Origin of the sequence: Embleya sp. NPDC056575 (assembly GCF_042793325.1) — a bacterium.
GTDB lineage: Bacteria > Actinomycetota > Actinomycetes > Streptomycetales > Streptomycetaceae > Embleya.
Genome location: NZ_JBHTVA010000011.1, coordinates 79,139 through 105,637, shown reverse-complemented (window position 1 = coordinate 105,637; position 26,499 = coordinate 79,139). Strand labels below are relative to the sequence as shown.

The 26,499-nt window shown below is 71.8% G+C and carries 21 protein-coding genes and 1 pseudogene; 11 read left to right on the top strand and 11 right to left on the bottom strand.

Annotated features, from left to right (window positions below):
* Positions 1-77: 77 nt before the first annotated feature.
* The 4 genes from cydD to hisC all read right to left on the bottom strand — a co-directional run bounded on the left by cydD (position 78) and on the right by hisC (position 7,707).
* Positions 78-3,755, bottom strand: a complete 3,678-nt coding sequence (cydD, locus tag ACFRCG_RS11210) for a thiol reductant ABC exporter subunit CydD (protein ID WP_380030561.1) — start codon at positions 3,753-3,755, stop codon at positions 78-80.
* 81 nt (positions 3,756-3,836) lie between these two features.
* Entirely contained in the window at positions 3,837-4,874 is a 1,038-nt protein-coding gene (cydB, locus tag ACFRCG_RS11205) for a cytochrome d ubiquinol oxidase subunit II (RefSeq protein WP_380030559.1), read from the bottom strand.
* A gap of 17 nt (positions 4,875-4,891) precedes the next feature.
* Positions 4,892-6,328, bottom strand: coding sequence for a cytochrome ubiquinol oxidase subunit I (locus tag ACFRCG_RS11200; RefSeq protein WP_380030558.1), 1,437 nt, complete (start codon positions 6,326-6,328; stop codon positions 4,892-4,894).
* A gap of 272 nt (positions 6,329-6,600) precedes the next feature.
* Positions 6,601-7,707: a histidinol-phosphate transaminase gene (gene hisC, locus ACFRCG_RS11195; RefSeq protein ID WP_380030557.1), complete on the bottom strand. Its 1,107-nt coding sequence runs from the start codon at positions 7,705-7,707 to the stop codon at positions 6,601-6,603.
* 204 nt (positions 7,708-7,911) lie between these two features.
* Between hisC and ACFRCG_RS11190 the strand changes: the two genes are divergently transcribed.
* From ACFRCG_RS11190 to ACFRCG_RS11170, 5 genes are all read left to right on the top strand, one after another.
* Positions 7,912-8,931: a LacI family DNA-binding transcriptional regulator gene (locus ACFRCG_RS11190; RefSeq protein ID WP_380030556.1), complete on the top strand. Its 1,020-nt coding sequence runs from the start codon at positions 7,912-7,914 to the stop codon at positions 8,929-8,931.
* A 257-nt stretch (positions 8,932-9,188) separates the two neighbouring features.
* Positions 9,189-10,121, top strand: coding sequence for a metallophosphoesterase family protein (locus ACFRCG_RS11185; protein WP_380030554.1), 933 nt, complete (start codon positions 9,189-9,191; stop codon positions 10,119-10,121).
* Between the two features lie 176 nt (positions 10,122-10,297).
* Positions 10,298-10,921, top strand: coding sequence for a hypothetical protein (locus tag ACFRCG_RS11180; protein WP_078976257.1), 624 nt, complete (start codon positions 10,298-10,300; stop codon positions 10,919-10,921).
* 90 nt (positions 10,922-11,011) lie between these two features.
* Complete coding sequence (locus ACFRCG_RS11175) at positions 11,012-11,221, top strand: hypothetical protein (RefSeq protein ID WP_126640305.1); 210 nt, start codon at positions 11,012-11,014, stop codon at positions 11,219-11,221.
* Positions 11,222-11,402: 181 nt separating this feature from the next.
* Complete coding sequence (locus ACFRCG_RS11170; RefSeq protein WP_380030627.1) at positions 11,403-12,764, top strand: flotillin family protein; 1,362 nt, start codon at positions 11,403-11,405, stop codon at positions 12,762-12,764.
* Positions 12,765-12,923: 159 nt separating this feature from the next.
* On the opposite strand, the gene ACFRCG_RS11165 is transcribed toward ACFRCG_RS11170, so the two are convergent.
* Positions 12,924-13,580, bottom strand: coding sequence for a response regulator (locus tag ACFRCG_RS11165; protein WP_380030553.1), 657 nt, complete (start codon positions 13,578-13,580; stop codon positions 12,924-12,926).
* 363 nt (positions 13,581-13,943) lie between these two features.
* Here ACFRCG_RS11165 and pdhA point away from each other — a divergent pair, with 363 nt between their 5' ends.
* The 4 genes from pdhA to ACFRCG_RS11145 all read left to right on the top strand — a co-directional run bounded on the left by pdhA (position 13,944) and on the right by ACFRCG_RS11145 (position 18,881).
* Positions 13,944-15,071, top strand: coding sequence for a pyruvate dehydrogenase (acetyl-transferring) E1 component subunit alpha (pdhA, locus tag ACFRCG_RS11160; protein ID WP_380030552.1), 1,128 nt, complete (start codon positions 13,944-13,946; stop codon positions 15,069-15,071).
* Positions 15,071-16,072, top strand: a complete 1,002-nt coding sequence (locus ACFRCG_RS11155) for an alpha-ketoacid dehydrogenase subunit beta (protein WP_380030551.1) — start codon at positions 15,071-15,073, stop codon at positions 16,070-16,072. Before pdhA ends, ACFRCG_RS11155 begins: the two co-directional genes overlap by 1 nt.
* 32 nt (positions 16,073-16,104) lie before the next feature.
* Positions 16,105-17,457 carry a dihydrolipoamide acetyltransferase family protein gene (locus ACFRCG_RS11150; protein ID WP_380030626.1) on the top strand — a complete coding sequence of 451 codons (1,353 nt, stop codon included), beginning with the start codon at positions 16,105-16,107 and terminating at the stop codon, positions 17,455-17,457.
* A gap of 146 nt (positions 17,458-17,603) precedes the next feature.
* Positions 17,604-18,881 (top strand): nitrate/nitrite transporter, encoded by a 1,278-nt coding sequence (locus tag ACFRCG_RS11145; protein ID WP_380030625.1) that lies wholly within the window; start codon positions 17,604-17,606, stop codon positions 18,879-18,881.
* A 55-nt stretch (positions 18,882-18,936) separates the two neighbouring features.
* Here ACFRCG_RS11145 and ACFRCG_RS11140 read toward each other — a convergent pair whose 3' ends face one another.
* The gene (locus ACFRCG_RS11140) at positions 18,937-19,749 is read right to left on the bottom strand and encodes a maleylpyruvate isomerase family mycothiol-dependent enzyme (protein WP_380030550.1); all 813 of its coding nucleotides are present in this window, start codon (positions 19,747-19,749) and stop codon (positions 18,937-18,939) included.
* A gap of 149 nt (positions 19,750-19,898) precedes the next feature.
* Here ACFRCG_RS11140 and ACFRCG_RS11135 point away from each other — a divergent pair, with 149 nt between their 5' ends.
* Positions 19,899-20,672, top strand: coding sequence for a carbon-nitrogen family hydrolase (locus tag ACFRCG_RS11135; RefSeq protein ID WP_380030549.1), 774 nt, complete (start codon positions 19,899-19,901; stop codon positions 20,670-20,672).
* Positions 20,673-20,723: 51 nt separating this feature from the next.
* Here ACFRCG_RS11135 and ACFRCG_RS11130 read toward each other — a convergent pair whose 3' ends face one another.
* The 3 genes from ACFRCG_RS11130 to ACFRCG_RS11120 form a co-directional block, all read right to left on the bottom strand.
* Positions 20,724-21,428, bottom strand: coding sequence for a hypothetical protein (locus tag ACFRCG_RS11130; protein WP_380030548.1), 705 nt, complete (start codon positions 21,426-21,428; stop codon positions 20,724-20,726).
* Positions 21,404-21,973 (bottom strand): SigE family RNA polymerase sigma factor, encoded by a 570-nt coding sequence (locus ACFRCG_RS11125; protein WP_380030547.1) that lies wholly within the window; start codon positions 21,971-21,973, stop codon positions 21,404-21,406. The genes ACFRCG_RS11130 and ACFRCG_RS11125 overlap by 25 nt, the downstream gene beginning before the upstream one ends.
* Before the next feature lie 102 nt (positions 21,974-22,075).
* Positions 22,076-22,627, bottom strand: coding sequence for an LURP-one-related/scramblase family protein (locus ACFRCG_RS11120; RefSeq protein WP_380030546.1), 552 nt, complete (start codon positions 22,625-22,627; stop codon positions 22,076-22,078).
* A gap of 160 nt (positions 22,628-22,787) precedes the next feature.
* Between ACFRCG_RS11120 and ACFRCG_RS11115 the strand changes: the two are divergent.
* Positions 22,788-24,236: pseudogene (locus ACFRCG_RS11115) on the top strand (thioredoxin-like domain-containing protein); the annotation flags it as partial.
* 77 nt (positions 24,237-24,313) lie between these two features.
* On the opposite strand, the gene ACFRCG_RS11110 reads toward ACFRCG_RS11115, so the two are convergent.
* On the bottom strand, positions 24,314-25,600 hold the full coding sequence (locus tag ACFRCG_RS11110; protein ID WP_380030545.1) for a M18 family aminopeptidase: 1,287 nt from the start codon (positions 25,598-25,600) through the stop codon (positions 24,314-24,316).
* A gap of 113 nt (positions 25,601-25,713) precedes the next feature.
* On the bottom strand, positions 25,714-26,496 hold the full coding sequence (locus tag ACFRCG_RS11105; protein ID WP_380030544.1) for a maleylpyruvate isomerase family mycothiol-dependent enzyme: 783 nt from the start codon (positions 26,494-26,496) through the stop codon (positions 25,714-25,716).
* Positions 26,497-26,499 lie beyond the last annotated feature (3 nt).

The following is a 26,499-nucleotide window of genomic DNA, read 5'->3' as shown; positions in this document are numbered from 1 at the left end:
AACCGCACGGACACGCGTAAGGATCCGCGGCCGACCCGTCCCGCGCCGGCCCGGGACGTCGGGGTGGGATGTCCCGCTCAGGCGCCCGCCGCGACCGGCGCCGCCGCGTGCTCGCGGTCCAAGAGCGTGCGGAACTCCCCGGGCGCGGTGCTCAGTTCCGCCCACGTGCCGCGCTGGCGGACGCGCCCCTCGGCCAGGACCACGATCTCGTCCACCGCGTCCAGACCGGTGAGTCGGTGGGTCACCAGGAGGGTGGTCCGGCCCCGGGTGGCGTCGAGCAGGTCGGCGGTCAGCGCGTCGGCCGTGGGCAGGTCGAGGTGTTCGGCCGGCTCGTCCAGGAGCAGGATCTCGAAGTCGGCGAGCAGCGCGCGGGCGAGCGCGAGCCGTTGCCGCTGGCCGCCGGAGAGCCGGGCGCCGTGTTCGCCGACCATCGTGTCCAACCCCTCGGGCAGGCCGTCGACCCAGTCGAGGAGCCGGGCCCGGGCCAGCGCCGCCCGCATCGCCTCCTCGTCGCAGTCCGGCCGGGCCAGCCGCAGGTTCTCCCGCAGCGAGCTGTCGAAGACGTGCGCGTCCTGGGCGCACAGCCCGATCACCCGGCGCACGTCGTCCCCGGCCGCCTCGCCGAGCGGTACACCGCCCAGCGTCACCGTGCCCGCCGCCGGCTCCAGGAAGCGCAGCAGCACATTGGCCAACGTGGTCTTGCCCGACCCGCTCGGCCCGACCACCGCGAGCCGCTTGCCGGGCGTCAGGTCGAGGTCGACCCCGACCAGGGCCGGCGGTCCGTCGGGGGTCCAGCGGGCGGACAGGTCGCGCACCCGCAGCGGCCGCGGCGCGGCGGGCAGCGCGACGGGCGCGGCCGGTTCGCGCACCGGCTCCGGGGTGTCCAGCACCTCGAACACCCGTGCCGCGGCCCGCCGCGACGCCTCCAGGTGCCGGCCCGCGGCGGGCAGCACGACGGTGGCCTCGAACGCGGCCAACGGGGTGAGTACCACCAGCGCGAGCAGCACGCCGCCCAGCCGGTCGGCGTGCACCGCGGCGACGCCGACCAGGGCCGACGCCCAGACCGTCGCGCCGGCCACCAGCGCGGCCAGACCCGCGCCGACGCCGGCGCCCCGGGCCTGGCCCGCCTCGGTCGCCCGCAGCCGGGCGTCCACCTCGGCCACCTCGGCGAGTCGGGCGGGGGCACGGCCGGCGGCGATCAATTCGGGGGTGCCGCGCAGCAGGTCGACCACGGCGGCGGAGAGTTCGCCCCGTACGGCCGCGACCCGGCGCTCGGCCCGTCGGGCGACCCGGGCGGCCAGCCACGGCACCAGCACGCCGGCGGCGAGCATGCCCACCAGCAGCACCGCGCCGGCCTCCGGGAGCACCAGGGCCACGGTCAGTACCGCGCCCGCGCCGACCACCGCCGCCACACATGCGGGCAACAGCGCCCGCAGGAAGAAGTCCTGCACCGCGTCCACGTCGGCGACCAGTCGGGACAGCAGATCCCCACGACGGAAGGCGGGCAGCCCCGTCGGCGCCAACTGCTCCAGCCGCTCGTACACCCGAACCCGCAGCCGGGCCAGGATCCGAAACGCCGCGTCGTGCCCGATCAGCCGCTCGGCATACCGGAACACCGCACGCGAGACGCCGAAGGCCCGAACCCCGGTCACCGCCACCATCAGCGTCAGCACCGGCGGATGTTCGGACGCCCGCGAGATCAACCACGCCGAGGTGGCCATGAGCCCGACCGAACTACCGAGCGCGAGCGCCCCGCACAACACCGCCAGCGCAAGCCGGCCCCGCAACGGCCGGGCCAGCGCGAGCAGCCGCCGCCCGGGACCGGCCGGCGCGGGAGGCGCGTCGACCCGTACGGCGGACGAACCGCCCGAGTCCGAGGCCCCCGGCGAAGTCACCGATCCGGCCGTGCCCACCGCGTCCGCGGCCATCTCCGCCGACACCGCCGCGACGTCACCCGCCGCCTCCGCCGCGCGCATCGTGTCCACCCGAGCCCGGGCCCCGACCGCCGCGTGCGCCCCGACCGGCGACTCCCCGACGACCGAGTCCCCCGCCGACGCGCCCTCGGCGACCGAGGCACCGGAGGCACCCGCAACACCCGCCGCACCCGCCGACGAGCCCCCGACCCCCACCCCCACCACCCGATCCGCCAACGGCAACAGCGCGGGCCGGTGCGCCACCAGGATCACCGTGCGCCCCACCGCCAGCCGGCCGACCGCCTCGACGACGGCCGCCTCGCTGTCCCCGTCCAGGTTCGAGGTCGGCTCGTCGAGCAGCAGGATCGGCCGGTCGGCCAGGAACGCCCGGGCCAGCGCGAGGCGTTGCCGCTGTCCGGCGGACAGGCCCGCCCCGTCCTCGCCCAGCGGCGCGTCGAGGCCCCCCGCGCGCGCCACGAAGTCGGCCGCCCCCGCGTCGGCCAGCGCCCGGTCCACCTCGGCGTCGCTCGCGTCCGGCCGGGCCAGCCGTACATTCGCCCCGATCGTGCCCGCGAACAGGTAGGGCCGCTGCGGCACCCACGCGACCCGCGCCCGCCATGCCCGCGGATCGAGATCGGCCAGGTCCACCCCGCCCACCGTGACGCGCCCCGACGTCGGCCGCACGAAGCCGAGCAACACCGCGAGCAGGGTCGACTTCCCGCACCCGCTCGGACCGGTCAGCGCCACCGTCTCGCCGGGTCGCACCGTCAGGTCCACGTCCGCCGGCGCGGCGTCCGCGCGTCCCTCGTACCGCACCGTCACCCCGTGCAGCACCAGGTCGGCCGAGCCCGGATCCGGCACCGGCGCGGTCCCGGCCGGAGTGTCCGGCGCGGTCTCCAGCACCTCGAACACCCGTTCCGCCGCGCTGACTCCCTCGACGCTCGCGTGATACTCGGCGCCGACCTGACGCAGCGGCAGATACGCCTCCGGCGCCAGGATCAGCACCACGAGCGCGGTCTCCAGACCCAGGTCCCCGTCGACGAGGCGCAGGCCCACGCCGACCGCGACGAGCGCGACCGAGATGGTGGCGAGCAGTTCCAGGGCGAACGAGGACAGGAACGCGATCCGCAGGGTCTTGAGGGTGGCCCGGCGGTAGTCGTCGGTGATCGTCCGGATCGACGCGGCCTGGGCCTTGGCCCGCCCGAACACCTTCAGTGTCGGCAGCCCCGCGACCACGTCCAGGAAGTGCCCGGCCAGCCGGTTCAGCACGCTCCACTGCCGGTCCATGTACTTCTGCGTGGCCATCCCGATCAACGCCATGAACAGCGGGATCAGCGGGAGGGTGACCACGATCGTGGCGGCCGAGATCCAGTCGCCGAACACCACCCGCGCGAGCACCGCCACCGGCACCGTGACGGACAGGACCAACTGCGGCAGATAACGCGCGAAGTAGCCGTCCAGCGCGTCCACACCCCGGGTGGCGAGCGTGGTCAGCTCACCCGACCGCTCCCGGTTCAGCCAGGCCGGACCGAGCCGGACCACGTGCGCGAGCAGCCGCGAGCGCAACTGCGACTTCACCGCCGCCGAGGTCCGGTGCGCGACCACCTCGGTGAGCCAGGAGATCACCGAGCGGGCCGCGATCACACCGGCCAGCAGGCCCAGCTCCGGCCACAGGTCGCCGACCCCGGCGCCCTCCTCGAAGGCCGCCACGATCACCCGGGCGAGCAGTGCCGCCTGGACGAGCACGAGACCCGCGCCCGCCGTGCCCAGCACCACCGTCAGGGCCAAAAACCCCCGGGTGGCTCGGGCGTGGGTCAGCAGGCGCGGGTCAACAGGCTTCACGATCCGCTCTCTTCGGTACGTCGTCGCGTCGTCGGGTCACCGCATCGGGGCCGGCGGCGCGCCGGCCCCCGCGCCGAACCCCTACTTCCCCGCCAGATCGGCAGCCGCCGCCCCGAACGCCGGCTTGGTCGGGATGCTCTTCGTGCTGATCCGCTTGCGGAACACCCAGTACGTCCACGCCTGGTAGCAGAGCACGATCGGGGTCATGAAGGCGGCGACCCAGGTCATGATCTTCAGCGTGTAGGGCGTCGAGGACGCGTTGTGGATGGTCAGATCCCACGCCGAGTCCAGGCTGGAGGGCATCACGCTCGGGAACAGCGACAGGAACAACATCGCCACCGCGGCGATCACCGTCAGGCCCGACATCGCGAACGCCCAGCCCTCGCGCCCGATCCGGTTCATCGCCAGCGCGCCGACCAGGGCCGCGACCGCGACGATCAGCGCGACCAGGGTACGGCCGTTGCCGTGCGCGGCCTGGGTCCAGATCAGGAACGCCGCCGCGAGCACCGCGGTGACCAGGCCGAGGCGGCCGGCCAGCGCCCGCGCCCGACCCCGGATGTCGCCGTTGGTCTTGAGCGCGACGAACACCGCGCCGTGGAAGGTGAACAGCACCGTGGTGACCACGCCGCCGAGCAGGGCGTACGGGTTGAGCAGGTCGAACAGGTCGCCGACGTACTCCATATCCCCGTCGATCCTCACCCCGCGCGTGATGTTCGCGAACGCCACACCCCACAGGAACGCCGGCACCAGGGAGCCCCAGAAGATCGCCTGCTCCCAGCCGCGCTTCCAGCGGTCCTCGTCGCGCTTGGCCCGGTACTCGAACGCCACCCCGCGCAGGATCAGCGCCACCAGGATCAGCAGCAGCGGCAGGTAGAAGCCGCTGAACAAGGTCGCGTACCACTCGGGAAACGCGGCGAAGGTCGCCCCGCCCGCGGTGATCAGCCACACCTCGTTGCCGTCCCAGACCGGACCGATGGTGTTGATCAGCACCCGGCGCTCGGTCTCGTTCCGGGCCAGCACCTTCGTCAGGATGCCGACGCCGAAGTCGAAGCCCTCGAGGAAGAAGTAGCCGACCCAGAGCACGGCGATCAGCAGGAACCAGAATTCGTTGAGTCCCATGACCCTCTCCCTCTCCCCTAGTACGCGAAGGCGAGCGGCCGGTCGGCGTCCTCGCCCCCGCCCGACGGATCGTCGGGGTGCTTGTCCGAGGCCGGCTTGATCGGTTCGGGGCCGGCCTTGACGTAGCGCCGGATCAGGCCGAGTTCGACCACCGCGAGCGCGCCGTAGAGCAGGGTGAACACGATCAGCGAGGTGAGCACCTCACCCGTGGACACGCTCGGCGACACCCCCGCCTCCGTCTTGAGCACCCCGAACACCAGCCACGGCTGGCGACCCATCTCGGTGAAGATCCAGCCGAACGAGTTGGCCGCGAACGGGAACGCGATGGTCCACAGGCCGACCCGGTACACCCACGGGTTGCTCGGCAGCTCCCGCTTGCGCCGGGTCAGCCACAGCCCGACCAGGCCGATGCCCGCGGTGACCATGCCCACGCCGATCATCAGCCGGAACGACCAGTAGGTGACGAAGATGTTGGGCCGGTAGTCACCGGGGCCGTACTTGACCACCGACTGCTCCTGGAGGTCGTTGATCCCCGGCAACTCGGCGTTGAAGTCGTTCTTGGCCAGGAAGGACAGCGCGCCGGGGACCTCTATCGCGACCTTGTTGTGACCCTTTTGCACGTCGCCGTAGGAAAAGATCGAGAACGGCGCCGGCTTGGAGGTCTCCCACAGCGCCTCGGCCGAGGCCATCTTCATCGGCTGCTGGTCGTACATCAGCTTGCCCTGCATGTCACCGGTGAGCGCGAGGCCGACGCCGGCGAGTACCGAGACCCACAGGCCGAGCCGCAGCGAGGGACGAAAGACCGCGACCTCGTTGCGCTTGCGCAGGTGCCAGCAGCTGATCCCGATCAGGAAGCCGCCGGCGACCAGGAACGCGGCCGGGAGGATGTGCAGGAACGCGGCGATCGCGGTGTTGTTGGTGAGCACCGCCATGAAGTCGGTCAGCTCGGCGCGGCCGGTCTCCGGGTTGATCCGGTAGCCGACCGGGTGCTGCATCCACGAGTTGGCGGCGAGGATGAAGTAGGCCGACAGGATCGTGCCGATCGCGGCGGCCCAGATGGTGGCCAGGTGGATCTTCTTCGGCAGGCGGTCCCAGCCGAAGATCCACAACCCCAGGAAGGTCGACTCCAGGAAGAACGCGACCAGCGCCTCGATCGCCAGCGGGGCGCCGAAGATGTCGCCGACGAAGCGCGAGTAGTCGGACCAGTTCATCCCGAACTGGAACTCCTGCACGATGCCGGTCACCAGGCCGAGCGCGAAGTTGATCAGGAAGAGCTTGCCCCAGAACTTGGTGGCCCGGAGGTAGTGCTCCTTGCCGGTACGCACCCACGCGGTCTGCAGGCAGGCGACGAGGATGGACAAACCCATCGTCAGTGGCACGAAGAGGAAGTGGTAGACGGTCGTGATGCCGAACTGCCACCGGGCTACGTCGAGTGTTTCGACGGCGAGGTCCATGGGCCCCTCATTCCTCCTGATCGCCGGTCGTGTCCCGCTCGCGAGCGCGCGGGGCACGTTTGGTTCACGATGCACACGCCGCCCCCGCGCCCCTCGCCGACACTCCGCCGGACGAACCCGGATGAACCGGGATGGATGCGCGGATTCGATGGGCACGACTTTGTGAATGGGTTCACAAAGTCGAGCTTGTGCATCCGTTCACAAACACTAGCGAGCCCCTCCGGGCACCCTGGAGGGGGGTGCCCGAAGGGGCTCATTTCGGCTCTCGGGCGCTACTTCTCCATGAATCGCGCCGCCTGCTCCAGGAAGATCGTGTTCGCCTCGGTCTCGCCGATCGTGATCCGGCAACCCTCGCCCTCGAACGGGCGCACCGTGACCCCGGCCGCCTCGCACATCGCGGCGAATTCGCCGGTGCGCTCGCCGAGCCGCAGCCAGACGAAGTTGGCCTGCGAGTCGAACACCGTCCAGCCCTGGCCGATCAGCGTCTCCAGCACCCGGGTCCGCTCCTGGACCAACGCCTCGACCCGCTCCAGGAGTTCGGCCTCGGCGCCGACCGAGGCGATCGCCGCCACCTGGGCGAGCCGGTTCACCGCGAACGGCATCCCGGTCTTGCGCAGCTCGTCGGCCGCCGGCTCGTGCGCGATGGCGAAGCCCACCCGCAGGCCGGCCAGCCCGTACGCCTTGGAGAACGTGCGCAGCACCACCACGTTCGGCCGCTCGCGGTACAGCTCGACCCCGTCCGGCACCCGCTCGTCCCGGATGAACTCGCGGTACGCCTCGTCCAGCACGACCACCACGTGGCGCGGCACCCGGTCCAGGAACCGCTCCAGCTCGGCGCGGTGGATGACCGTGCCGGTCGGGTTGTTCGGGTTGCATACGAAGACCAGCCGGGTCCGCTCGGTGATCGCGGCGGCCATCGCGTCCAGGTCGTGGCTCTCGTCGGCGAGCAGCGGGACCATCACCGGCGTCGCCCCGGCGAGCAGCACGAGCATCGGGTAGGCCTCGAACGAGCGCCACGCGAAGACGACCTCGTCGCCCTCGCCGGCCGTCGCGTTCACCAACTGCTGGGCCACGGTCACCGAACCGTTGCCCACCACGATGTGCGACGCGGGCACCCCGAACCGCTCCGCCAGCGTCTCGGCCACCTCCGCGTTCGCCGGGTCCGGGTAGCGATTTATCTCGCCGACGGCGTCCGCCACCACCTTGTGCACGCTGGGCAGCGGCGGGTACGGGTTCTCGTTGGACGAGAGCTTGTACGCCGGTAGACCCTCGGCCTGCGCGGGCGGTCGACCCGCCTTGTAGGCGGGCACCGCCGCCAGGGCGGCCCGGAACCGGGGGGTGGTGCCGTCGTCGGTGCCTGGGGCGTTGTGCTCGGTCACGCCCGTCCTCCTCGCATACTGGTCGGGGTGCCTGGGCGCACGTCCCGGTCGTCTCACTCTATGATCCGCCGGCCCCGGAGGGGATTCCCGGACGGAGGGCGCCCTTCGCCGAACGTTCAGGGGCAGGTATGGGGCGATACGTTTCTTCGTAAAGCAATGACATGAACCCGGCCAGGGCGGCCCATTCGCCCTAGTGTCGTGACGATGACAGCGCCAGATGTACCGCGTGTGGGGCGGCGGATCCGGGTGGGCATCCGGGACGTCGCAGCGGCTGCCGGGGTGTCGATCACGACCGTCTCCGACGCGCTCAACGGCAAGGGCCGACTGCCCGACACGACCCGTGTGCACGTGCGCGAGGTCGCCGATCGGCTGGGCTACCGCCCGTCGGCCGCCGCGCGCACCCTGCGCACCGGCCGGTCGGGGTTGCTCGGGCTGACCACGACCATGCGCTCGACCGAGCCGTTCGCGCTCACCGAGTTCGCCTGGTTCGCCGAGCTGGTGCGCTCGGCCACCGCGACCGCGCTCGACCTGGGCTACGCGCTCGTCGTGCTGCCCGCGTCCTCGCCGCACGACGTCTGGGGCAACGTCGCGCTCGACGGCACCATCGTCGTCGACCCCGCCGACGACGATCCGCTCGTGCACGAGCTGCTGCGTCGGGGCGTGCCCGTGGTCAGCGGCGGCCATCCCGGCTCCACCCCGGTCTACGGCTGGGTGGACAACGACCACGTGGCGGCCGTGCGTTCGGTACTCGACCACCTCGCCGACGCGGGCGCCGAGCGGATCGGCCTGCTCGCCGCCGCCGACGGACCCGGCGCCGACAAGGGGGTCGCGGGCTATCGGGCGTGGTGCGCGGACCGGGGTGTGCCGGCGATCACCGAGGAGTACGAGGCCCGCACCCCCGGCGCGGGTCGGGCCGCCGCCGCCCGCCTGCTCGACCGGGGGCCCGACGCGGTGTTCGGCCTGCACGAGGGCTGCGCGGCCGAGCTGTTGGACGCGGCCCGCGAGCGTGCCCTGCGGGTGCCCGACGATCTGCTCCTGGCCTGCTGCGGCGAGGGGGCCGACCCGTCGGTGACCTCGCTGAGCCTGCAACCGGCCCTGGCCGGCGCCTGGGCGGTGGAACTGCTCGTCGGGGTGATCGAGGACGCCGGGGCGGGGCCGCTGCTGCCCGCCCAGCGCACCGTGCCCACCCGGCTCTCCATCCGGGATTCCTCCACGCGCCGCTGACCGGTGTGTTCGCCCCGATCCGCCGCCCGGTGCCCGGCCACACCCGGGGGTGGGGGCGCCGGGGCACACGGTCGCGGGTCCACGCACAATTGAGCGTGGTCCGTTCCACCGTGCCCGCACGAGAGATACGGTCCAGGAATCATCCGAATCGGACCGGGTGAGCCGCAGCCGAACCCGGCTGTTGTGCGTCTTGGTTCACAACGGGTGTCGGAACCGCCGCCGTACGGTGGTGCCGATCTGAAGAAAGGACCCTTCTGGTGAGCAACGTCTCGGCTACACCGGCCCCCACGGGCGCCGCGGCGGAGCAGGACGCCCCGCTGTACGTGGTCGGCGACGTCCACGGTCATCTGGAGGAGCTGAAGGCGGCCCTGCGTGCCCGGGACCTGATCGACGAGGACGCGCACTGGAGCGGCGGACGCTCGCGCCTGTGGTTCCTCGGCGACTTCACCGACCGCGGCCCCGACGGCATCGGCGTGGTCGAACTGGCCATGTCGCTGGCCCGCGAGTCGGCCGAGGCCGGCGGCAGCACCCGGATGTTGCTCGGCAACCACGAGATCCTGCTCCTGGGCGTGTTCCGCTTCGGCGATCACCCGGTGCCGGTCGCGGGCGGCTCGACCACCTTCCGTGAGATCTGGCTGCGCAACGGCGGCATGCAGTCCGACCTGGAGCGCTTCACCGAAGAGCAGGCCGAGTGGCTGGCCGGGCAGCCGGTGGCCGCGGTGGTCGACGGGCACCTGCTGATCCACTCCGACAGCAACGCCTACCTCGAATACGGCGACACCATCGAGGAGGTGGACGGCGCCGTCGCGGACATACTGCGCGAGCCGGACCCGCTCTCGTGGTGGGACCTGTTCCGCAACCTGACCCGGCGCGGCGCGTTCATGGGCGAGGTCGGCCCGTACGCGGCGGCCGATCTGCTCAGCGAACTGGGCGGGCGGCGGATCGTGCACGGCCACACCCCGATCCCGTACCAGACGGGCGAGGACCCCTCGACGATCGCCGGACCGCGCGTGTACGCGGACGGTCAGGTGGTCAACCTGGACGGCGGGATCTACCTCGGCGGCCCGTGCCTGGTCGCGCGGTTGCCGCTGACCACCCCCGAACCGGGCGTGCTGCCCAGCGCGTTGGAGGAGACGCAGGGTCGGGTGTACGACCTGGGCGAACTGGCCGCCGACCCCGGGGACGAGTGACCGTCGTAGGGAACTCCCTGCCCAAAAGGCGGAGGTGCACCCTATCATCAATAGGTATCCGCCTCGACACCGTCAGGTGCTTTTGCGGGTCGTTGATCCACCGACAGCTTGCACGGGTCCCCTGACGGGCCCGGCGGACGCGGGAAACGCCCGCGCGGCCTCATTCGGGGGATCCGATGCAACACTGGTTTGGAAGTGACGAGCACCGCCGCCAGTACGAGCAGTTCGTCGACGACGCACTGCACCTGGAGGAAACCCTCTCCGGTCTCGCGGCGGTACCCAACCTGAACGTCGAGCAACTGCGGACGGCCACGTTGGACGCGACCCCGTCGATCGCCGAGACGGCGCGCGACGAATACGACCGGTACGAACGTACGGAGCAGCGCTTCGAGTCGGGCATCCGACCGGACTTCGGCGCCTCGATGATCGAGGCCGGCGAGAGCTTCGGCTGGTTCGCCCTCGCCACGGCGATGGCGGTGATCGTGGCCGGCATCTCGGCGGTCGTCTTCTTGATCGTGGGCTACGTGCTGTTGCCGCTCACGATGGACGACCCGGGCATGCAGCACACGATGCAACTCGCCTCGATCGCGGCGATCGGCATCTCGCTCGGGGCGGCGGCGATCGGGGGACTCGCCATGCTCGCGGTGGCGGCGCGCAACCGGGCGCGGCCGACCGGGGAGGTCGAGGTGTACCTGGCGCGCGAGGAATGGCGCCGGGCGATCCTGCACCGCGGCATTCTGCCGTTCATGCGCTCGCGCCTGCGCGAGGCCTCGGACGAGGGCACCACGCTCCTGGGCTGACACCGCCGGCACCGGTCCGCCCGCCCACCCGCCTCGGGTGGGCGGGTCGGATCGCGCCGGCGGCACCGAGTCGGGCAACCGGGCCACACAATGGGCGACATGGTCGGCAAACGCGGCAAGGTCACCGGGGGAATCGGCCCCGGTCTGGTGGGCGAGGTCATGATCGAGGTACGCGGTGGTGTGGAGGCGTTCCTCGCGTACTCCGCGCTGCCCGGGGAGGAGCACGCCGTGGGGGAGCTGGTGGTGATCGTGGAGTATCTGCCGCCGCGCACGGTGTACGTGGCGTCGGCCTTCGGCTGAGCCGCGGATCGGTGCGGCCCGGCTTCGAGACGGGCGGCAACCGCCCCTGGGGAGCTCCCTCTTGGCGGCTTTGTGCCCGGCGAGGACACTCCGAGTCAGGCCGAAGGGGGAATGCTCCGTGCTCTACACCGTGCTCATCGTGCTCGGTCTGCTCATCGTGCTGGTCGTGGTCTTCAAACTCATGTGGCGCGTCGCCGAGCCCAACGAGGCGCTGGTCATCTCCGGTTCCCGGCATCACACCGAGGGACTCGGCGAGGGCATGGGGTTTCGGATCGTCACCGGGCGCGGCACGCTCGTCCTGCCGTTCGTGCAGGCCGTACGCAAGCTCTCCCTCGACCTGAACGAGGCCGAGCTCAGCGTCGAATGTGTGACCACGCAGGGCATCCCGCTGCGGGTGCAGAGTGTGGTCATCTTCAAGATCGGCGACGACTACGTCTCGATCGCCAACGCGGCCAGGCGCTTTTTGGACCAGCAGAAGCAGATGGAGTCCCGGGTCCGCAAGGTGCTGGCCGGCCATCTGCGCTCGATCGTCGGCGGGCTGACCGTCGAGGACATGATCCGGGACCGGGAGAAGCTCACCGCGCACGTGCGCGCGGCGTCGGGGTCGGACATGGAAAAGCTCGGGCTGATCGTGGACAGCCTGCAGATCCAGGAGATCGAGGACCCGACGGGCTACATCAAGAACATGGCCGCGCCGCACACCGCGGCGGTGGTCCGCGACGCGCGGATCGCCGAGGCGCTGGCCACCCGCAAGGCCACCGAGGCCGAGCAGGAGGCCAAGGCGCGGATGGCCCAGGCCACCCGGGACAGCGAGATCCAGCAGGCCGGCTACCAGGCCGAGCGGGACGAGGCGACCGCGCGCGCGGCGCAGGCGGGTCCGCTGGCCGACGCCGCCGCCAAGCAGGAGGTGGTGGTCCAGGAGACCCGGGTCGCCGAGCTGGAGGCCATGCGGCGCGAGCAACAGCTCCAGGCGGATGTCCGCAAGCCGGCCGACGCGAAGGCGTACGAGATCCGCACCCGGGCCCAGGCCGAGCGCGACGCGCGGATCTCGGCGGCCGAGGCGAACGCCCGCGAGACCGAACTGGCCGCGATCGCGGACGCGGAGGCGACCAAGGTACGCGGTCTGGCCGCCGCCGAGGCCACGCTGGCCACCGGCAAGGCGCAGGCCGAGGCGGCCAAGGCCAAGGGCCTCGCCGAGGCGGCGGCGATCGCGGCCCGCGCGGCGGCGCTCGCGGAGAACCAGGAGGCCGTGGTCGCCCAGCAACTCGCGGAGAACTGGCCGGAGATCGTCCGCGCCGGCGCCGAGGCATTCGGCAACGTCGACCACATGGTCCTGCTCAACGGCGGCGACGGCCTCGGCGACCTCTTCGCCAAGGCCCTCACCATGGGCGGCACGGGCCTGGGCATAGCCCGCCGGCTCCTGTCCGACACCAACGGCACCGCCCCCAAGCCCGACCCGCATCCGACCGACTCGGTCCGCATCGAGGTCGAAATCGACGAGTCCCCCACCCTCGAACCCCTCACCAAGTCCTCGGAGAACTGACTCGCACGCCCACACGGCCGGACCCCGAGATCGGGGCCGGCCGTCAGTGTGCAGGCAACACCGACGTATCGAGGGTGAACTCCTCGATCAGGGCAAGGTGCTCCGGATTCGTCCGTCCTCCGGGAGCTCGGCCCGCGCCCGTGCTCGCGGCGTCACCGGCTACCGGCGCTTCTCGGCCTTTTGGCGGGCCACGTACGCGGCGGCCTGGGTGCGGCGTTCCATGCCGAGTTTGGCCAGGAGGCTGGAGACGTAGTTCTTGACCGTCTTCTCGGCCAGGTGCATCTCGACGCCGATCTGGCGGTTGGTCATGCCCTCGCCGATCAGGTTCAGGATCCGGCGCTCCTGATCGCTGAGCGCGGCCACGCGTTCGTCGCCGCTGTCGCCGCCGCGCAGCCGTTCCAGCACGCGGGCGGTGGCCGCCGGGTCGAGCAGGGACCTGCCCGCGGCCACGTCGCGGACCGCGCCGACCAGGTCCGAGCCGCGGATGTCCTTGAGCACGTAGCCCGACGCGCCCGCCATGATCGCGTCGAACAGCGCCTCGTCGTCGGAGAACGAGGTGAGCATCAGACAGCGCACGTCGGGCAGTTGCGAGCGGATCTCGCGGCACACCTCGACCCCGCTGCCGTCCGGCAGCCGGACGTCGAGCACCGCGACCCGCGGCCGGGTCGCCGGGATGCGCACCAGTGCCTCGGCGGCGGTGCCCGCCTCGCCGACCACGTCGATGTCCGCCTCGATCGACAACAACTCGTGCACGCCCCGGCGTACCACTTCGTGATCATCGAGGAGAAATACCCGGATGCTTCCCTGATCAGTCACTTGTACAGGTTCCCACGCACTCTCGGCGGTCGCTCTGTGACGCCGCCGCACGGGGGGTTCGGGTCCGACACGCCGGCCATTTGTCGGAGAACCACAAAGGGGGCCGCCACGTTCGGGCCGGTCGCCACTACGTCCCGGCCGGACTGGTGGGTAACGTTGCGGTGTGCGGTTTCCGAACCGCATGCCTGTGCGCAGGCACCTCCCGGATTCACTCGGGAATTCCTAGGAAATCCTAGGAAGTACAGCCACCAATCGCCGTGTCTGCACATCAAGGTAGCCGCGCACACCCCGCGCGGAACCGGGCCCGGCGATCCGGACCCGGTCCACGGCGACCCCGCGGACCGGACAGACGGAGGAGAGAACGTGGCAGTGGACAGTACGGACGGGACATTGTTTCCGCCCGATTCCGGAGCCGGTCCCGAGCTGATCCAGTTGCTCACCCCGGAGGGCGAGCGGGTCGAGCATCCGGATTACGCGGTCGACCTCTCGGACGACGAATACCTGGCGCTGTACCGCGACCTGGTACTGGTGCGCCGCTTCGACGCCGAGGCCACCGCCCTCCAGCGGCAGGGCGAGTTGGGCCTGTGGGCCTCCCTGCTCGGCCAGGAGGCCGCGCAGATCGGTTCGGGGCGCGCGCTGCGTTCGACCGACTATGTGTTTCCCACGTACCGTGAACACGGCGTCGCATGGTGTCGCGGTGTCGATCCGCTGAATCTGCTCGGGATGTTCCGCGGCGTCAACAACGGCGGTTGGGATCCACGCGAGAACAATTTCCATCTCTACACGATCGTCATCGGCGCACAGAGCCTGCACGGCGTCGGATACGCGATGGGTATGCAGCGTGACGGAACCGATGGAGCGGTCGTCACCTATTTCGGCGACGGCGCCTCCAGCCAGGGCGACGTCAACGAGGCATTCACCTTCGCGGCCGTGTTCAACGCCCCCGTGGTGTTCTTCTGCCAGAACAATCAGTGGGCGATCTCCGAACCCACCGAACGCCAGATGAAGGTGCCGCTGTATCGGCGCGCCGCCGGATTCGGCTTTCCCGGAGTTCGGGTCGACGGTAACGACGTGCTCGCGTGCCTCGCGGTGACCAGGGCGGCCCTGGACCGGGCCCGGCGCGGCGAGGGCCCGATGCTGATCGAGGCGTTCACCTACCGCATGGGCGCGCACACCACCTCCGACGACCCGACCCGCTATCGGTTGAGCGCGGAACTCGAGGAGTGGAAGCTCAAGGACCCGATCGAACGCCTCAAGGCGTTCCTGCACAAGCAGGGCATCGGCGACGCCGACTTCTTCGCCGATCTGGAGGCGGAGAGCGAGGAATTGGGCAAGCGCGTGCGCAATGGCGTGCGCACCATGCCGGACCCGGATCCGGCCTCCATGTTCGCGAACGTCTATGCCGAGCCGCACCCGCTCGTGGAACGGGAACGGGCCGAGTTCGAGGCTTATCACGCGTCCTTCGTCGACGCCGGGGAGGACGGGCACTGATGGCTCCCGCACAGTCGACGGGTACGACCCGTCAGATGTCGATGGTGCAGGCGCTCAACACGGGACTGCGCAGGTCCCTGGAGAGCGACCCCAAGGTTTTGATCATGGGCGAGGACATCGGCAAGCTCGGTGGTGTCTTCCGGGTCACCGACGGCCTGCAGAAGGACTTCGGCGAGGACCGGGTGGTGGACACCCCGCTGGCCGAGTCCGGCATCGTGGGCACCGCGATCGGCCTCGCCCTCGCGGGCTACCGGCCGGTCGTGGAGATCCAGTTCGACGGTTTCGTCTTCCCCGCCTACGACCAGATCGTCACCCAGCTCGCCAAGATGCACGCCCGCTCCCTGGGCTACGTGCGGCTGCCGATCGTCATCCGCATCCCGTTCGGCGGCGGCATCGGCGCGGTCGAGCACCACAGCGAGTCGCCCGAGGCGTACTTCGCGCACACTGCGGGCCTGCGCGTGGTGGCGTGCTCGAACCCGGTCGACGCCTACTGGATGATCCAGCAGGCGATCGCCTCCGACGACCCCGTGATCTTCCTGGAGCCCAAGCGGCGCTACTGGACCAAGGCCGAGGTGGACACCGCCGCGACCCCGGGACCGCTGTACGACTCCCGCGTGGTGCGCTCCGGCGACGCGTGCACCGTGCTCGCCTACGGCCCGATGGTGGCCACCTGCCTGGAGGCCGCCGCCGCGGCCGCCGAGGAGGGGCGCGAGCTGGAGGTGATCGACCTGCGCTCGGTGTCCCCGCTGGACTTCGACGCGATCGAGGAGTCGGTCAAGCGCACCGGACACTTGGTGGTCGTCCACGAGGCCCCGTCGTTCCTGGGCATCGGCGCGGAGGTGGCCGCGACCATCACCGAGCGCTGCTTCTACCACCTTCAGGCACCGGTGTTGCGGGTCGGCGGCTATCACACGCCCTACCCGCCGTCCCGCGTCGAGGAGGAATACCTCCCCGACCTCGACCGTGTGCTCGATGCCGTCGACCGCTCCCTGGCCTGGTGAGGAACCCCGTGTCCGAGGTGAAGAAGTTCCTGATGCCCGACGTCGGCGAGGGCCTGGAGGAGGCCGACATCGTCGTCTGGCACGTCAAGGCCGGCGACGAGGTGCACGACGGCCAGGTCATGGTCGAGGTGGAGACGGCGAAGGCGCTGGTCGAGCTGCCGTGTCCGTACGACGGGGTGGTGACCGAACTGCTGGCCGCCGAGGGCGACACGGTCGCGGTCGGCGCGCCGATCATCGCGGTCGCGCCCGCGGGCACCGCCGTGGCCCCGGCGGAGCCGGAGCGGGAGCAGGCCCTCGCGGCCGACCTCGTCCCGGAGCCGGTCGCCGAGGCGCCGGCCCCGACCGCCGAGCCGGCCCCGGCAGAGGAGAAGGGCAAGGAGACCCGCACGGCGGTGCTCGTCGGCTACGGCGTACGCACCAGCAGCGGCAAACGGCGACCCCGCAGGTCCGACGCCGCGGCGCCGACGAACGGAGCGCCCCGCCCCGCCCCGGCCGGCGGCTCCCTCGCCCTCGCCAAGCCGCCGGTCCGCAAGCTGGCCCGGGACCTGGGCGTGGACCTCGCGTCGGTACAGCCCTCCGGCCCCGGCGGCACCGTCACCCGCGAGGACGTGCACGCCGCCGCCCGCCCGGCGCCGGCGCCCGCGGCGCAGCCATTCCAGGCGACCGGACCGGGCGAGACGATCGCCGGCGAGCGGCGCGTCCCGGTCAAGGGGGTGCGCAAGGCGACCGCGCAGGCGATGGTGGCCAGCGCGTTCTCCGCGCCGCACGTCACCGAGTGGGTGACGGTGGACGTGACCCGTACCGTCAAACTCGTGCGCAAGCTGCGCGAGCTGCCCGACTTCGCGGGCACCAAGGTGAGCCCACTGCTCCTGGTCGCCCGGGCGCTGCTGGTGGCGATCGCCCGGCACCCGGAGATCAACGCCTCCTGGGACGAGGCGAACCAGGAGATCGTCGTCCGGGACCGGATCAACCTGGGCATCGCTGCGGCCACCCCGCGCGGTCTGATCGTGCCGAACATCAAGGACGCGGGCGGCAAGAGCCTGACCGCGCTCGCCGGCGCGCTCACCGAATTGGTGGCCACCGCGCGGGAGGGCCGCACCTCGCCCGCCGACCTGGCCCGCGGCACGGTCACCATCACCAACGTGGGCGTGTTCGGGGTGGACGGCGGTACACCGATCCTCAACCCGGGCGAGGCCGCGATCCTGGCGGTGGGCGCGATCCGGGAGCAGCCGTGGGTGCACAAGGGCAAGGTCAAGCCCCGGCAGGTGACCACGCTGTCGTTGTCGTTCGACCACCGCATGGTGGACGGCGAGTTGGGCTCGCGTGTGCTGGCCGACGTGGCGCAGATGCTGGAGCGGCCGAAGCTGCTGTTCGTACGCGGCTGATCCGCGGGTTGCGGAAGTTCGTCCGGCCGGGCCCTGTTCGGGGCCCGGCCGGACGTATGTCCGACGGCGTCCGATAATGTATGTGTACTGTGAAGCCAACTGCGGACCCAGTGCCCACCCGGCTCGGCGGCCGAATCGCCTGGATCATGTGGGCGGTGGCGGCCTCGGTGTACGTCGTCGCGGTGTTCCATCGCAGCAGCCTCGGGGTCGCCGGGATCGAGGCCCAGGAGCGTTTCCACGTCTCCGCGTCGCAGCTCTCCCTCTTCCCGATGTTGCAACTGCTCGTCTACGCGGGCCTGCAGATACCCGTCGGCGCGCTCACCGACCGGTTCGGCGCCAAGCGGGTGCTCGGGTGCGGTCTGGTGCTGATGACGGCGGGGCAGTTCACCTTCGCCTTCGCGCACGGTTTCCCGGGCGCGGTGCTCGCCCGGGTCCTGGTCGGCATGGGCGACGCGATGACCTTCGTGAGCGTGTTGCGCGTGGTGGCGGTGTGGTTCCCGCCGAACCGGGTCGCGGTGCTGACCCAGTTGACCGCGCTGCTCGGCATGGCCGGCAACCTGGCCGGCGCCACCCCGCTCGCCGGGGCGCTGCACACGTTCGGCTGGAGCCGCACCTTCGCCGTCTCGGCCGGGGTCGGCGTGCTGGTCCTGGTGGTGCTCCTGTTCGTACTGCGCGACAACCCCGGCGCCGCGGTGCGCACCCGGCCGGCGGGCGGTCCCGGCATGTGGTCCCAGGTCCGCGCCGCGTGGGCGGAGCCCGGCACCCGGCTCGGCCTGTGGGCGCACTGGGCGTGCGGCTGCCTGCCGCAGGTGTTCCTGATGCTCTGGGGCTTCCCGTTCCTGGTCGAGGGCCAGGGCCTGTCCAAGGGCGCCGCGAGCGCGCTGCTCACCGTCGCGATCGTGATCAACATGCTCGCGTGTCTGGTGGTCGGCCCGCTGGTGACCCGCCGCCCGGGCAGTCGGCTCGTGTTGTGCGTGGGACAGCCCGTGCTCGCCGTCGCGGCCTGGGCGGCGGTACTGATCCCGAGCGAACCCTCGCCGCTGTGGCTCCTGGTCCTGCTGGCCCTGGTGATCGGGCCCGGCGGCGCGCTGTCCCTGGTCGGCATGGAGTTCGCCCGGGCGGGCAATCCGCCGCAGCGTCTGGGCACCGTGTCCGGCATCGTCAACGTCGGCGGATTCGCCGCCGCCACCCTGTGCCTGTTCGCCATCGGCCTGGTCCTGGACCTGGTCGAGCCCGGCGGCGGCGAGCACGGCCTGAACGCGTACCGCGTGGCGATGGCGGTGCAGGCCGTGCCGCTGCTCCTGGGCGTCGTACAGGTGCTGCGCTACGCCCGCAAGGCCGCGGGCCGCGAACGGCGGCCCGAACCGGTGTGCGTGGTGGCCCGGCGTATACCCGAGCGCGAGAGCGTGTCCGACATGGGCTGAGGCCGCGCCCGATCGTCACACCGCACTCGGAACACCCTCGCGCGCGGGCGACGGTTCAGGGGGTGACGGCCATGCTGCCCAGGATGCGCCGCGCGAGGTCGGGGTCGCCCTCGATCCGCACCTCGGCCCGGTTCGGCGCGACCCGACCGCACATCAACCGCACGAACGTCTCCCAGTCGGTGCCGATCGACACCAGCGGCCCCAGCGGGACCCGGCCGTCGAGCCGGCCCCGGCCGTTCTCGTCCACCGTGACCGTGCGCATGAACTCCACCGGCCCGGTCACGTCGAACACCACGGACGCGCCCGCCGGCGCCTTGGCGTCCTTGGCCACCACCCGGGCCAGCCCGGCGAGCAGGAAGTCGCGGGTGATCAGCGCGGCCGGCGAGTCCAGGTTGCCGGGCTCCCCGATCGCGCGCCGCACGTCCTGCTCGTGCACCCACACGTCGAACACCCGCTGGGTGAGCAGGAAGCGGTACGGGACGCTGCGGCCCATGATGCCGCGCACCTCGTCCTCCGGCGCCCGCTCGCACTCGTCGAGCATCCGGCGCCGGCGCAGGATCACATACTCCAGCTCGCCGGTCATCTCCGGCGAGGTGTGGCAGCGCCGCACGTCCACCGGTATCTCGGTGTAGCGGCTGAACTCGTCGTGCACATGCCGTAGATCGCGCGGCAGCGTGTGGATCGGCCGCGGATCGCCGAGCAGTTCCAGTTCGATGCCGATCACGTGGGACACCACGTCCCGGACCGACCAGCCCGGGCACTCGGTCGGGCTGCTCCACCGGCCCTCGGTCAGGGTGGAGACCAGATCTTTGAGGGAGCGCACCGAGTGCTCCCAGGCGTCGACGTGCGTTTTCAGGTCGATGGTCACGTACTACCTCTCGTCGCTGCGTCACCGGTCGAATGGAGGGGAGCGACCGTTGCTTTGACGTGGTCCGGGATCCTGGCAGGCACGTTACGCTGCCAAAGATCCTGCGGTCAGCCCGTTCGCGGGAAGCAAGCGGTGTAGGTGAGGGGAAAGTGCGCGTTTCGCTCGTACAACTCGACGTCGACCCGGCGGTGCCCGCCCGCGAGCGCCTGGCCGAGGTGACCGCCCTGGTCCGCGGCCGACGCGGCGACCACCTCGTGGTGCTGCCCGAACTGTGGCTGCACACGGGTTGGGTCTACGACGACTGGGAGACGGACGCCGAGGGGGTGCGCGGTCCGGCGGCCCAGGCGATGGGCCGCGCGGCCCGCGACGCCGGCGTCTGGCTGCACGCCGGCAGCATCATCGAACGCGGTCCGGACGACAACCTCTACAACACGTCGCTGGTCTTCGACCCCGACGGCGCGTTGCGCGGCACCTACCGCAAGATCCACCGCTTCGGCTTCACCGGCGGCGAGGCCGCGCTGATCTCGCGTGGCACCGAGACCGCGCAGGTCCGCATGCCGTGGGCCGAGGTGGGCCTGGCGACGTGCTACGACCTGCGCTTCCCGGAGCTGTTCCGGCGCATCCTGGACGCGGGCGCGGAGGTGCTGGTGCTGCCCGCCGCGTGGCCGGCGCGGCGGGTCGAGCACTGGCGCGTGTTGTCCCGCGCCCGCGCGATCGAGAACCAGATGTTCGTGCTCGCCTGCAACGTCACCGGCGAGCAGGGTGGTCAGGCGATGGGCGGGCACAGCATGGTGATCGACCCGTGGGGCGAGATCGTCGCCGAGGCGGGGACCGAACAGACCGTGCTGACCGCCGAGATCGACCCCGCGCTGGTCGCCAAGACCCGCGAGGACTTCCCGGTCCTGCAGAACCGGGTGTTCTGAGCCGCGTGTCTCGTCGGGGCCGGCCCCGCGGCGCCGTGCCGCGGGACCGGCTCACAGATGGATGTTCCTCACCTCTTTGCCCGCCGCGTCGTACGCCTTGAGCTTGTACGCGGGGGCCGCCTTGCGCGCGGTCACCACCAGGACGTAGACCCGCGTCTCGGGGTCGATCCGCACGGGGTGGATCACCACGGGGTCGCTGTGTCCCTGCCAGGTGACCTCCAGGTAGGCCACGTCGGGGGAGACCTCGGCCTGGATCGCCGCCACGTACAGATTCCTCTCGCCGTCGAGTCGGCCGAAGGAGCCGCCGCCGCCGAACCGGTTGCGGTCGTTGGCCTTGTCCCGCGCGGTTCGTCCCGGGCGCACGTCGCACGCCTTCCCGAACCCGCTGTCGAACTGCTTCCGGACCTCCTCGAAGCAGGTGCGCTCGGGACCCTCCGCCCAGGCGCGGTACGTCCACGTCTTCCCGGCCACCACACCCGTGCCCACGATGTCGGGAGTGGCGCCGGGCGGCCGGGTGCCCGGGTCGACCGAGACGATGTCGTTGGACCTGCCCTCCGCGTCCAGCACGCCCCCCGCGATCACCGCGCCGCCACCGCCCAGCACCAGCGCGGTCACCGTCGCCGCGCCGAACGTGAGCCCGCGCCACCGGCGCTCGTGCGAGCCGCGGATCGCCGCGTCGGCCGTCGGCGGAGTCAACCGCGCCGCCTCGATCTCTGCCATGAACGCCTCCCTCAGTGCGGTGCCGTCGTCGGCCATGGCCGCACCTCCGTATCCGAAGTCGAGGGGGTTTCCGTCTGATAAGGGATCAGATCGGCGAGTTGAGGATCCTTGCGAAGTTGGGCGAGTCCCCTGAACGTCTGGCTTCGCACCGTACCGACCGCACACCCGAGGATCTGCGCGACCTCGGACTCCGGACGGTCCTCCCAGTAGCGCAGCACCACCGCCGCCCGTCGACCGGCCGGCAACCGGCCCAACGCGGCCATCAGCACGCTGCGTTCGGCCACCGCGCCGGTCGAGTCGGGCCCGGCCCGATCCGGCAGCCGGTCGGTGAGGAAGTGCGTCACCCGGCGGACCCGGACCCGGGACAGATGCGTGTTCACCATGATCCGCCGCACGTAGGCGTCGGGGCTCTGCGCCGCGAACACGCGGGCCCAGGACGTATACGCCTTGGTCAGCGTGGCCTGAGCCAGGTCCTCGGCCTCGTCGCGATCGCCGCACAGCAGGTACGCGGTGCGCACCAGGGCCGTCCGCCGGGCCTCGACGAAGACGCGGAACTCGTCTTCTTCCCGTTGGGATCTCAACCGTGCCCCCCTTCACCCGAACAGACGTGTGGGGGCGGGCGGTTCTATGCCGAACCCGCCGAACCGTCGACGGGTCGGCGGTTCGGCGGGCTCCGCGCGGGCTCAGTCCTCGTCGTCGCTCAACCGGTCCACGCACACCGCGATCGCGATGATCAACGCATGATCCCAGCCGGGTGCGATGTCGATGCCGTAGGTGTCCCGCACCCGCAGCCACTTGCGGGTGATCTGGGCGACCGGCCCGTTCGGTCCGGAGATCCCGTACTCGTGGTGGAACATGTCGCCGCGCACCGTGAGTTCGGTCCCGACCGCGAGTTCCACCGTGAACGCCTCGTGCAGCGGGGTGAACATCTTCTTGCGCACCGTGGCGACCGTCTCGCCGGTCGCGTCCTGCACCTTCATCGAATGATGGATGCTGACGATCTTCTTCTTCACGGTCGCCAACACCGTGCCGGCGGAATCCTTGAGCTCCAGCCGGTCGTGCAGGGTCAGTGCCTTGCCGTCGACCAGATAGACCTTCTCGCCGCTCTCGGTGGTGACCCAGAAGTCGTCGCCGATCGCGAACATCTTCTCCCGCACGAGATAGCGGCCGGGCGGAATCCCCGGGTAGAGCTGGGTGCCGCCGTCGTACTCGTCCCCGAACACTGGTGCCTCCACGGTCGCCTCGCCTTGTCGGCAGACTGCCCGATATGGCGGCGTTCAGTCGTCTTCGGCACGCCGGCGTGCGGCGGTACGGATACACCCGGTTGGGTGGGGTGCGGCCCGTACCCGCGCGGGCCGGCGGCTCGTGGCCGAGGCGGATGGTTCACTTCGAATCATGAGCAGCACCGCGCGTCGAGCCAGGGTCCGGGCCCCCGAGTTGTCCGGTTCCGGAGGCTGGATCAACACCGCCGGCCCCGGCCCGACGCTGGCCGGGCTGCGCGGGCGGATCGTGGTGCTGGACTTCTGGACCTCCGCCTGCGTGAACTGCCACCACGTGCTGGCCGAGTTGCGCGGCCTGGAGGAGCGCCACCGCGACGTGCTGACCGTGATCGGCGTGCACTCGCCCAAGTTCGAACACGAGGCGGAGCACGGCACGGTGGTGTGCGCGGTACAGCGGCACGAGGTGTGCCACCCGGTCCTGGACGACCCGGAACTGAGCACCTGGAAGCAGTACGCGGTGCACGCGTGGCCGACCCTGGTGGTCGTCGATCCCGAGGGCTACGTGGTCGCGCAACTGTCCGGCGAGGGCCACGCGAGCGAGATCGAGACGCTGATCGCCGACCTGGTCGCCGAGCACGACGGCAAGGGCACGCTGCGCCGGTCCGCCGAGGAGGTCGACCGGCCCGAGACCCCGCGCACCGACCTGCGCTTCCCGGGCCAGGTGCTCCGGCTGCCGTCGGGGGCGCTTTTGGTCGCCGACACCGGCCACCACTCGCTCGCCGAACTCTCCGACGACGGGCGCACGGTACTGCGCCGGATCGGGACCGGTCGGCGCGGCCTGCTCGACGGCGGGCCCCGCCACGCGATGCTGGCCGAGCCGCACGGCATGGCGCTGCTGCCGCCCGAGGTGGCCGCACACGTGCGCTACGACGTGGTGGTCGCCGACACCGCCAACCACGCGCTGCGCGGCGTCTCGCTGGCCACCGGGTCGATCCGGACCGTCGCGGGCACCGGCCGGCAGCGCCGCCGCGGCGCGGAGGACCACGGCGCGGCCCGCACGATCGACCTCTCCAGCCCGTGGGACGTGGCGTGGTTCGGCGGCCGGATCATCGTGGCGATGGCCGGGGTCCACCAGCTCTGGGAGTTCGACCCGGTGGGCGAGGGGGTCGGGGTGCTGGCCGGCACCACCGACGAGGGCATGGAGGACGGCCCGGTGGACACCGCCTGCCTCGCCCAGCCCTCGGGTCTGGCGGTCTCCCCCGACGGCCACACGTTGTGGCTGGTGGACGCGGAGAGTTCGGCGCTGCGCCGGCTCGTGGACGGCGGCATCGAGACGGTGGTCGGGCGCGGCCTGTTCGACTTCGGCCTGCGCGACGGCCCGGCCGAGCACGCGCTGTTCCAACACCCGCTGGGCGTGGACACCTTGCCGGACGGCTCGGTGGTGGTCGCGGACACCTACAACGGCGCGGTGCGGCGCTACGACCCCTCGGACGGGTTCGTCTCGACCCTGCTCACCGGTCTGGAGGAGCCGGCCGCGGTGGCGGTGGTGGCCGACCTGGACGAGGACCTGTACCTGACCGTGGTCGAGTCCTCGGCCCACCGGGTCCGCAAATTCCGCCTCCCGCACACGTAGCCGGACAGGGCCCGGCCGCGGGCCCGGGGAGCGGTCGCGCGTCGCGGCGGCTCCCCGGGCCCGCGTGCTCAGCCCTCCAGGAACGCCGCGGCGGCCGCGGCGAGCAGGAACGGGTCGTCGGCGCCGCAGAGTTCGCGCGAGGAGTGCATCGACAGGCACGCCGCGCCGACGTCCACGGTCTCGATGCCGAGGCGGGTCGCGGTGATCGGGCCGATCGTGGTGCCGCACGGAAGGGAGTTGATCCCCACGAAGACCTGCGCCGGCACCCCCGCACGCTCGCACGCGGCGGTCCACACGGCCCGACCGCGCGCGTCGGTGGCGTAGCGCTGATTGGCGTTGACCTTGAGGATCGGGCCGCCGTTGGGCACGGGGTGGTGGCCCGGCTCGTGCCGACCGACGTAGTTCGGGTGTACCGCGTGCCCGACGTCGCTGGAGAGGTGGAACGAGTCGGCGAACGCCCGCGCGCGGTCGTCGAGCGAGCCGCCGCGCGTGCTCACGATCCGGGTCAGCACCGTCTCCAGGAGCGGCCCGCCCGCGCCGGTGGTGGAGTCGCTGCCGGTCTCCTCGTGGTCGAACGCGCCGAGCACCGGGATGTGCGCCGCCCCGTCGTGCGCGGCGGCGAGCAGCGCGGCCAGCCCCGCGTGCACCGACAGCAGGTTGTCCAGGCGCGGCGCGGCGAGCAGTTCGCGATCGCGGCCGAGGTAGCTCGGCTTTTGTACATCGTGGACCATCAGGTCCCACCCGGTGACGTCGCCGGCGGGCACCCCGGCCTCCTGGGCCACGAACCGGATCAGCGCGCCCTCGTCGACCGGGCCGAGCCCCCAGATCGGGGTCATGTGCTGTTGCTTGTCCAGTTGCAACCCGGCCTCGTTGACCGCGCGGTCCAGGTGGATCGCCAACTGCGGCACCCGCAGCAGCGGCCGGTCGACGAAGACCAGGCGCTCGCGGCCGTCGCGCAGCACGATCCGGCCGGACAGGCCGAGGTCGCGGTCCAGCCAGGAGTTCAGCAGCGGACCGCCGTACACCTCGACGGCGATCTGCCGCCAGCCGGCCGCGCCGGTGTCGGGCAGCGGCTTGACCCGCAGCGTCGGCGAGTCGGTGTGCGCGCCGACGATCCGGAAGCCGCGCGTGCTCTCGGCGCCCTCCGGCACGTACCAGGCCACGATCGCGCCGCCGCGCAGCACGTAGCGCCCGCCCGCCTCGCCGTCCCACGCGGCCGTCTCCTCGAGCCGCCGAAAGCCCGCCGCCTCCAGCCGCTCGGCCACGTTCGCGGCCGCGTGGTAGGGGGACGGGCTGGCGCCGATGAACGCGATCAGATCATCGGTGTGACTCCGGTCGAAGCGCGGCGAGGGCATGCATACTCCAAGGTGCGCGGCCCGCTCGGCCGCGAGGATCGTGGCGGTTGTCCGTCGACGAGACTACGCCCCACACTCGGCGCGGCCCGGAGCGGCGACCCGGTGGGCGCGGTTCAGCCGAAGCTCACCCGGTCGAGCCAGAACGCGAGCAGGTCGGCGTCGCCGAGGATCTCGACGTCCGCCTCGGCGGGGGTGCGCCGCTTGTAGGTGACCAGCAACAACTCGACCAGCGGCCCGCGCAGCGCCACCGCGGCCTTCTCGTGCGCCCGCCGCCAGGTGATCGTGTCGCCGGTGAGGTCGAGCACCCACTCCGCGTCCGCGACGTCGGTGGCGTGCAGGTGCACGGTGCGGCCCGGGCCGAGCAGTTCGCGCATCCGGGGGTGGACCTCGAAGTGCATGGGCAGCGCGCCGAGTTCCATCCATTCGTCGAGCGCGTCCGCCGCGACCTCGTGGTCCAGGACGTAGTCCGCGCCGAGCGCGAGCGTCGCGTCGGCCCGGTGCAGCGCGCTCTCGTGGGTGAAGCGCCGGGCGTAGAACGCGGTGGTGCCGCCGGTGACCGGCGTCCACAGCGCCGCGTCGGGCCCGGCCTCGCGCAACGCCTCCGCCAACGCCGCGGCCCCCTCGGCCAGCCACGGTCCGAGCACGGCGGGATCCTCGTGGGTATACGCGGCCAGGTCGCGGAAATCCTGATCGGCGACCGGCTCGGCGGCCCGGCTCCGGACCGTCTTCGCCGCCCAGCGCTGCCCGCCGCCCAGATGCCGCACCAACTGTCCGACGTTCCACCCGGGACAGGACGGCACGGGCACGGTCAGGTCGGCTCCCTCGATGGTGGCCCGAAGCAGATCGGTCTGCGCGACGATCTCGGCGCAGTGGCGGTCGTGGCTCAGCGAAGTCATGGC

Excerpts from the sequence above, each read along its gene's own strand:
- cydB (WP_380030559.1), bottom strand. The coding sequence starts at position 4,874 with ATGGGACTCAACGAATTCTGGTTCCTGCTGATCGCCGTGCTCTGGGTC.
- ACFRCG_RS11200 (WP_380030558.1), bottom strand. The coding sequence starts at position 6,328 with ATGGACCTCGCCGTCGAAACACTCGACGTAGCCCGGTGGCAGTTCGGC.
- ACFRCG_RS11190 (WP_380030556.1), top strand. The coding sequence starts at position 7,912 with ATGACAGCGCCAGATGTACCGCGTGTGGGGCGGCGGATCCGGGTGGGC.
- ACFRCG_RS11180 (WP_078976257.1), top strand. The coding sequence starts at position 10,298 with ATGCAACACTGGTTTGGAAGTGACGAGCACCGCCGCCAGTACGAGCAG.
- ACFRCG_RS11175 (WP_126640305.1), top strand. The coding sequence starts at position 11,012 with ATGGGCGACATGGTCGGCAAACGCGGCAAGGTCACCGGGGGAATCGGC.
- ACFRCG_RS11170 (WP_380030627.1), top strand. The coding sequence starts at position 11,403 with ATGTGGCGCGTCGCCGAGCCCAACGAGGCGCTGGTCATCTCCGGTTCC.
- ACFRCG_RS11155 (WP_380030551.1), top strand. The coding sequence starts at position 15,071 with ATGGCTCCCGCACAGTCGACGGGTACGACCCGTCAGATGTCGATGGTG.
- ACFRCG_RS11150 (WP_380030626.1), top strand. The coding sequence starts at position 16,105 with ATGCCCGACGTCGGCGAGGGCCTGGAGGAGGCCGACATCGTCGTCTGG.
- ACFRCG_RS11145 (WP_380030625.1), top strand. The coding sequence starts at position 17,604 with ATGTGGGCGGTGGCGGCCTCGGTGTACGTCGTCGCGGTGTTCCATCGC.
- ACFRCG_RS11130 (WP_380030548.1), bottom strand. The coding sequence starts at position 21,428 with ATGGCCGACGACGGCACCGCACTGAGGGAGGCGTTCATGGCAGAGATC.
- ACFRCG_RS11110 (WP_380030545.1), bottom strand. The coding sequence starts at position 25,600 with ATGCCCTCGCCGCGCTTCGACCGGAGTCACACCGATGATCTGATCGCG.
- ACFRCG_RS11105 (WP_380030544.1), bottom strand. The coding sequence starts at position 26,496 with ATGACTTCGCTGAGCCACGACCGCCACTGCGCCGAGATCGTCGCGCAG.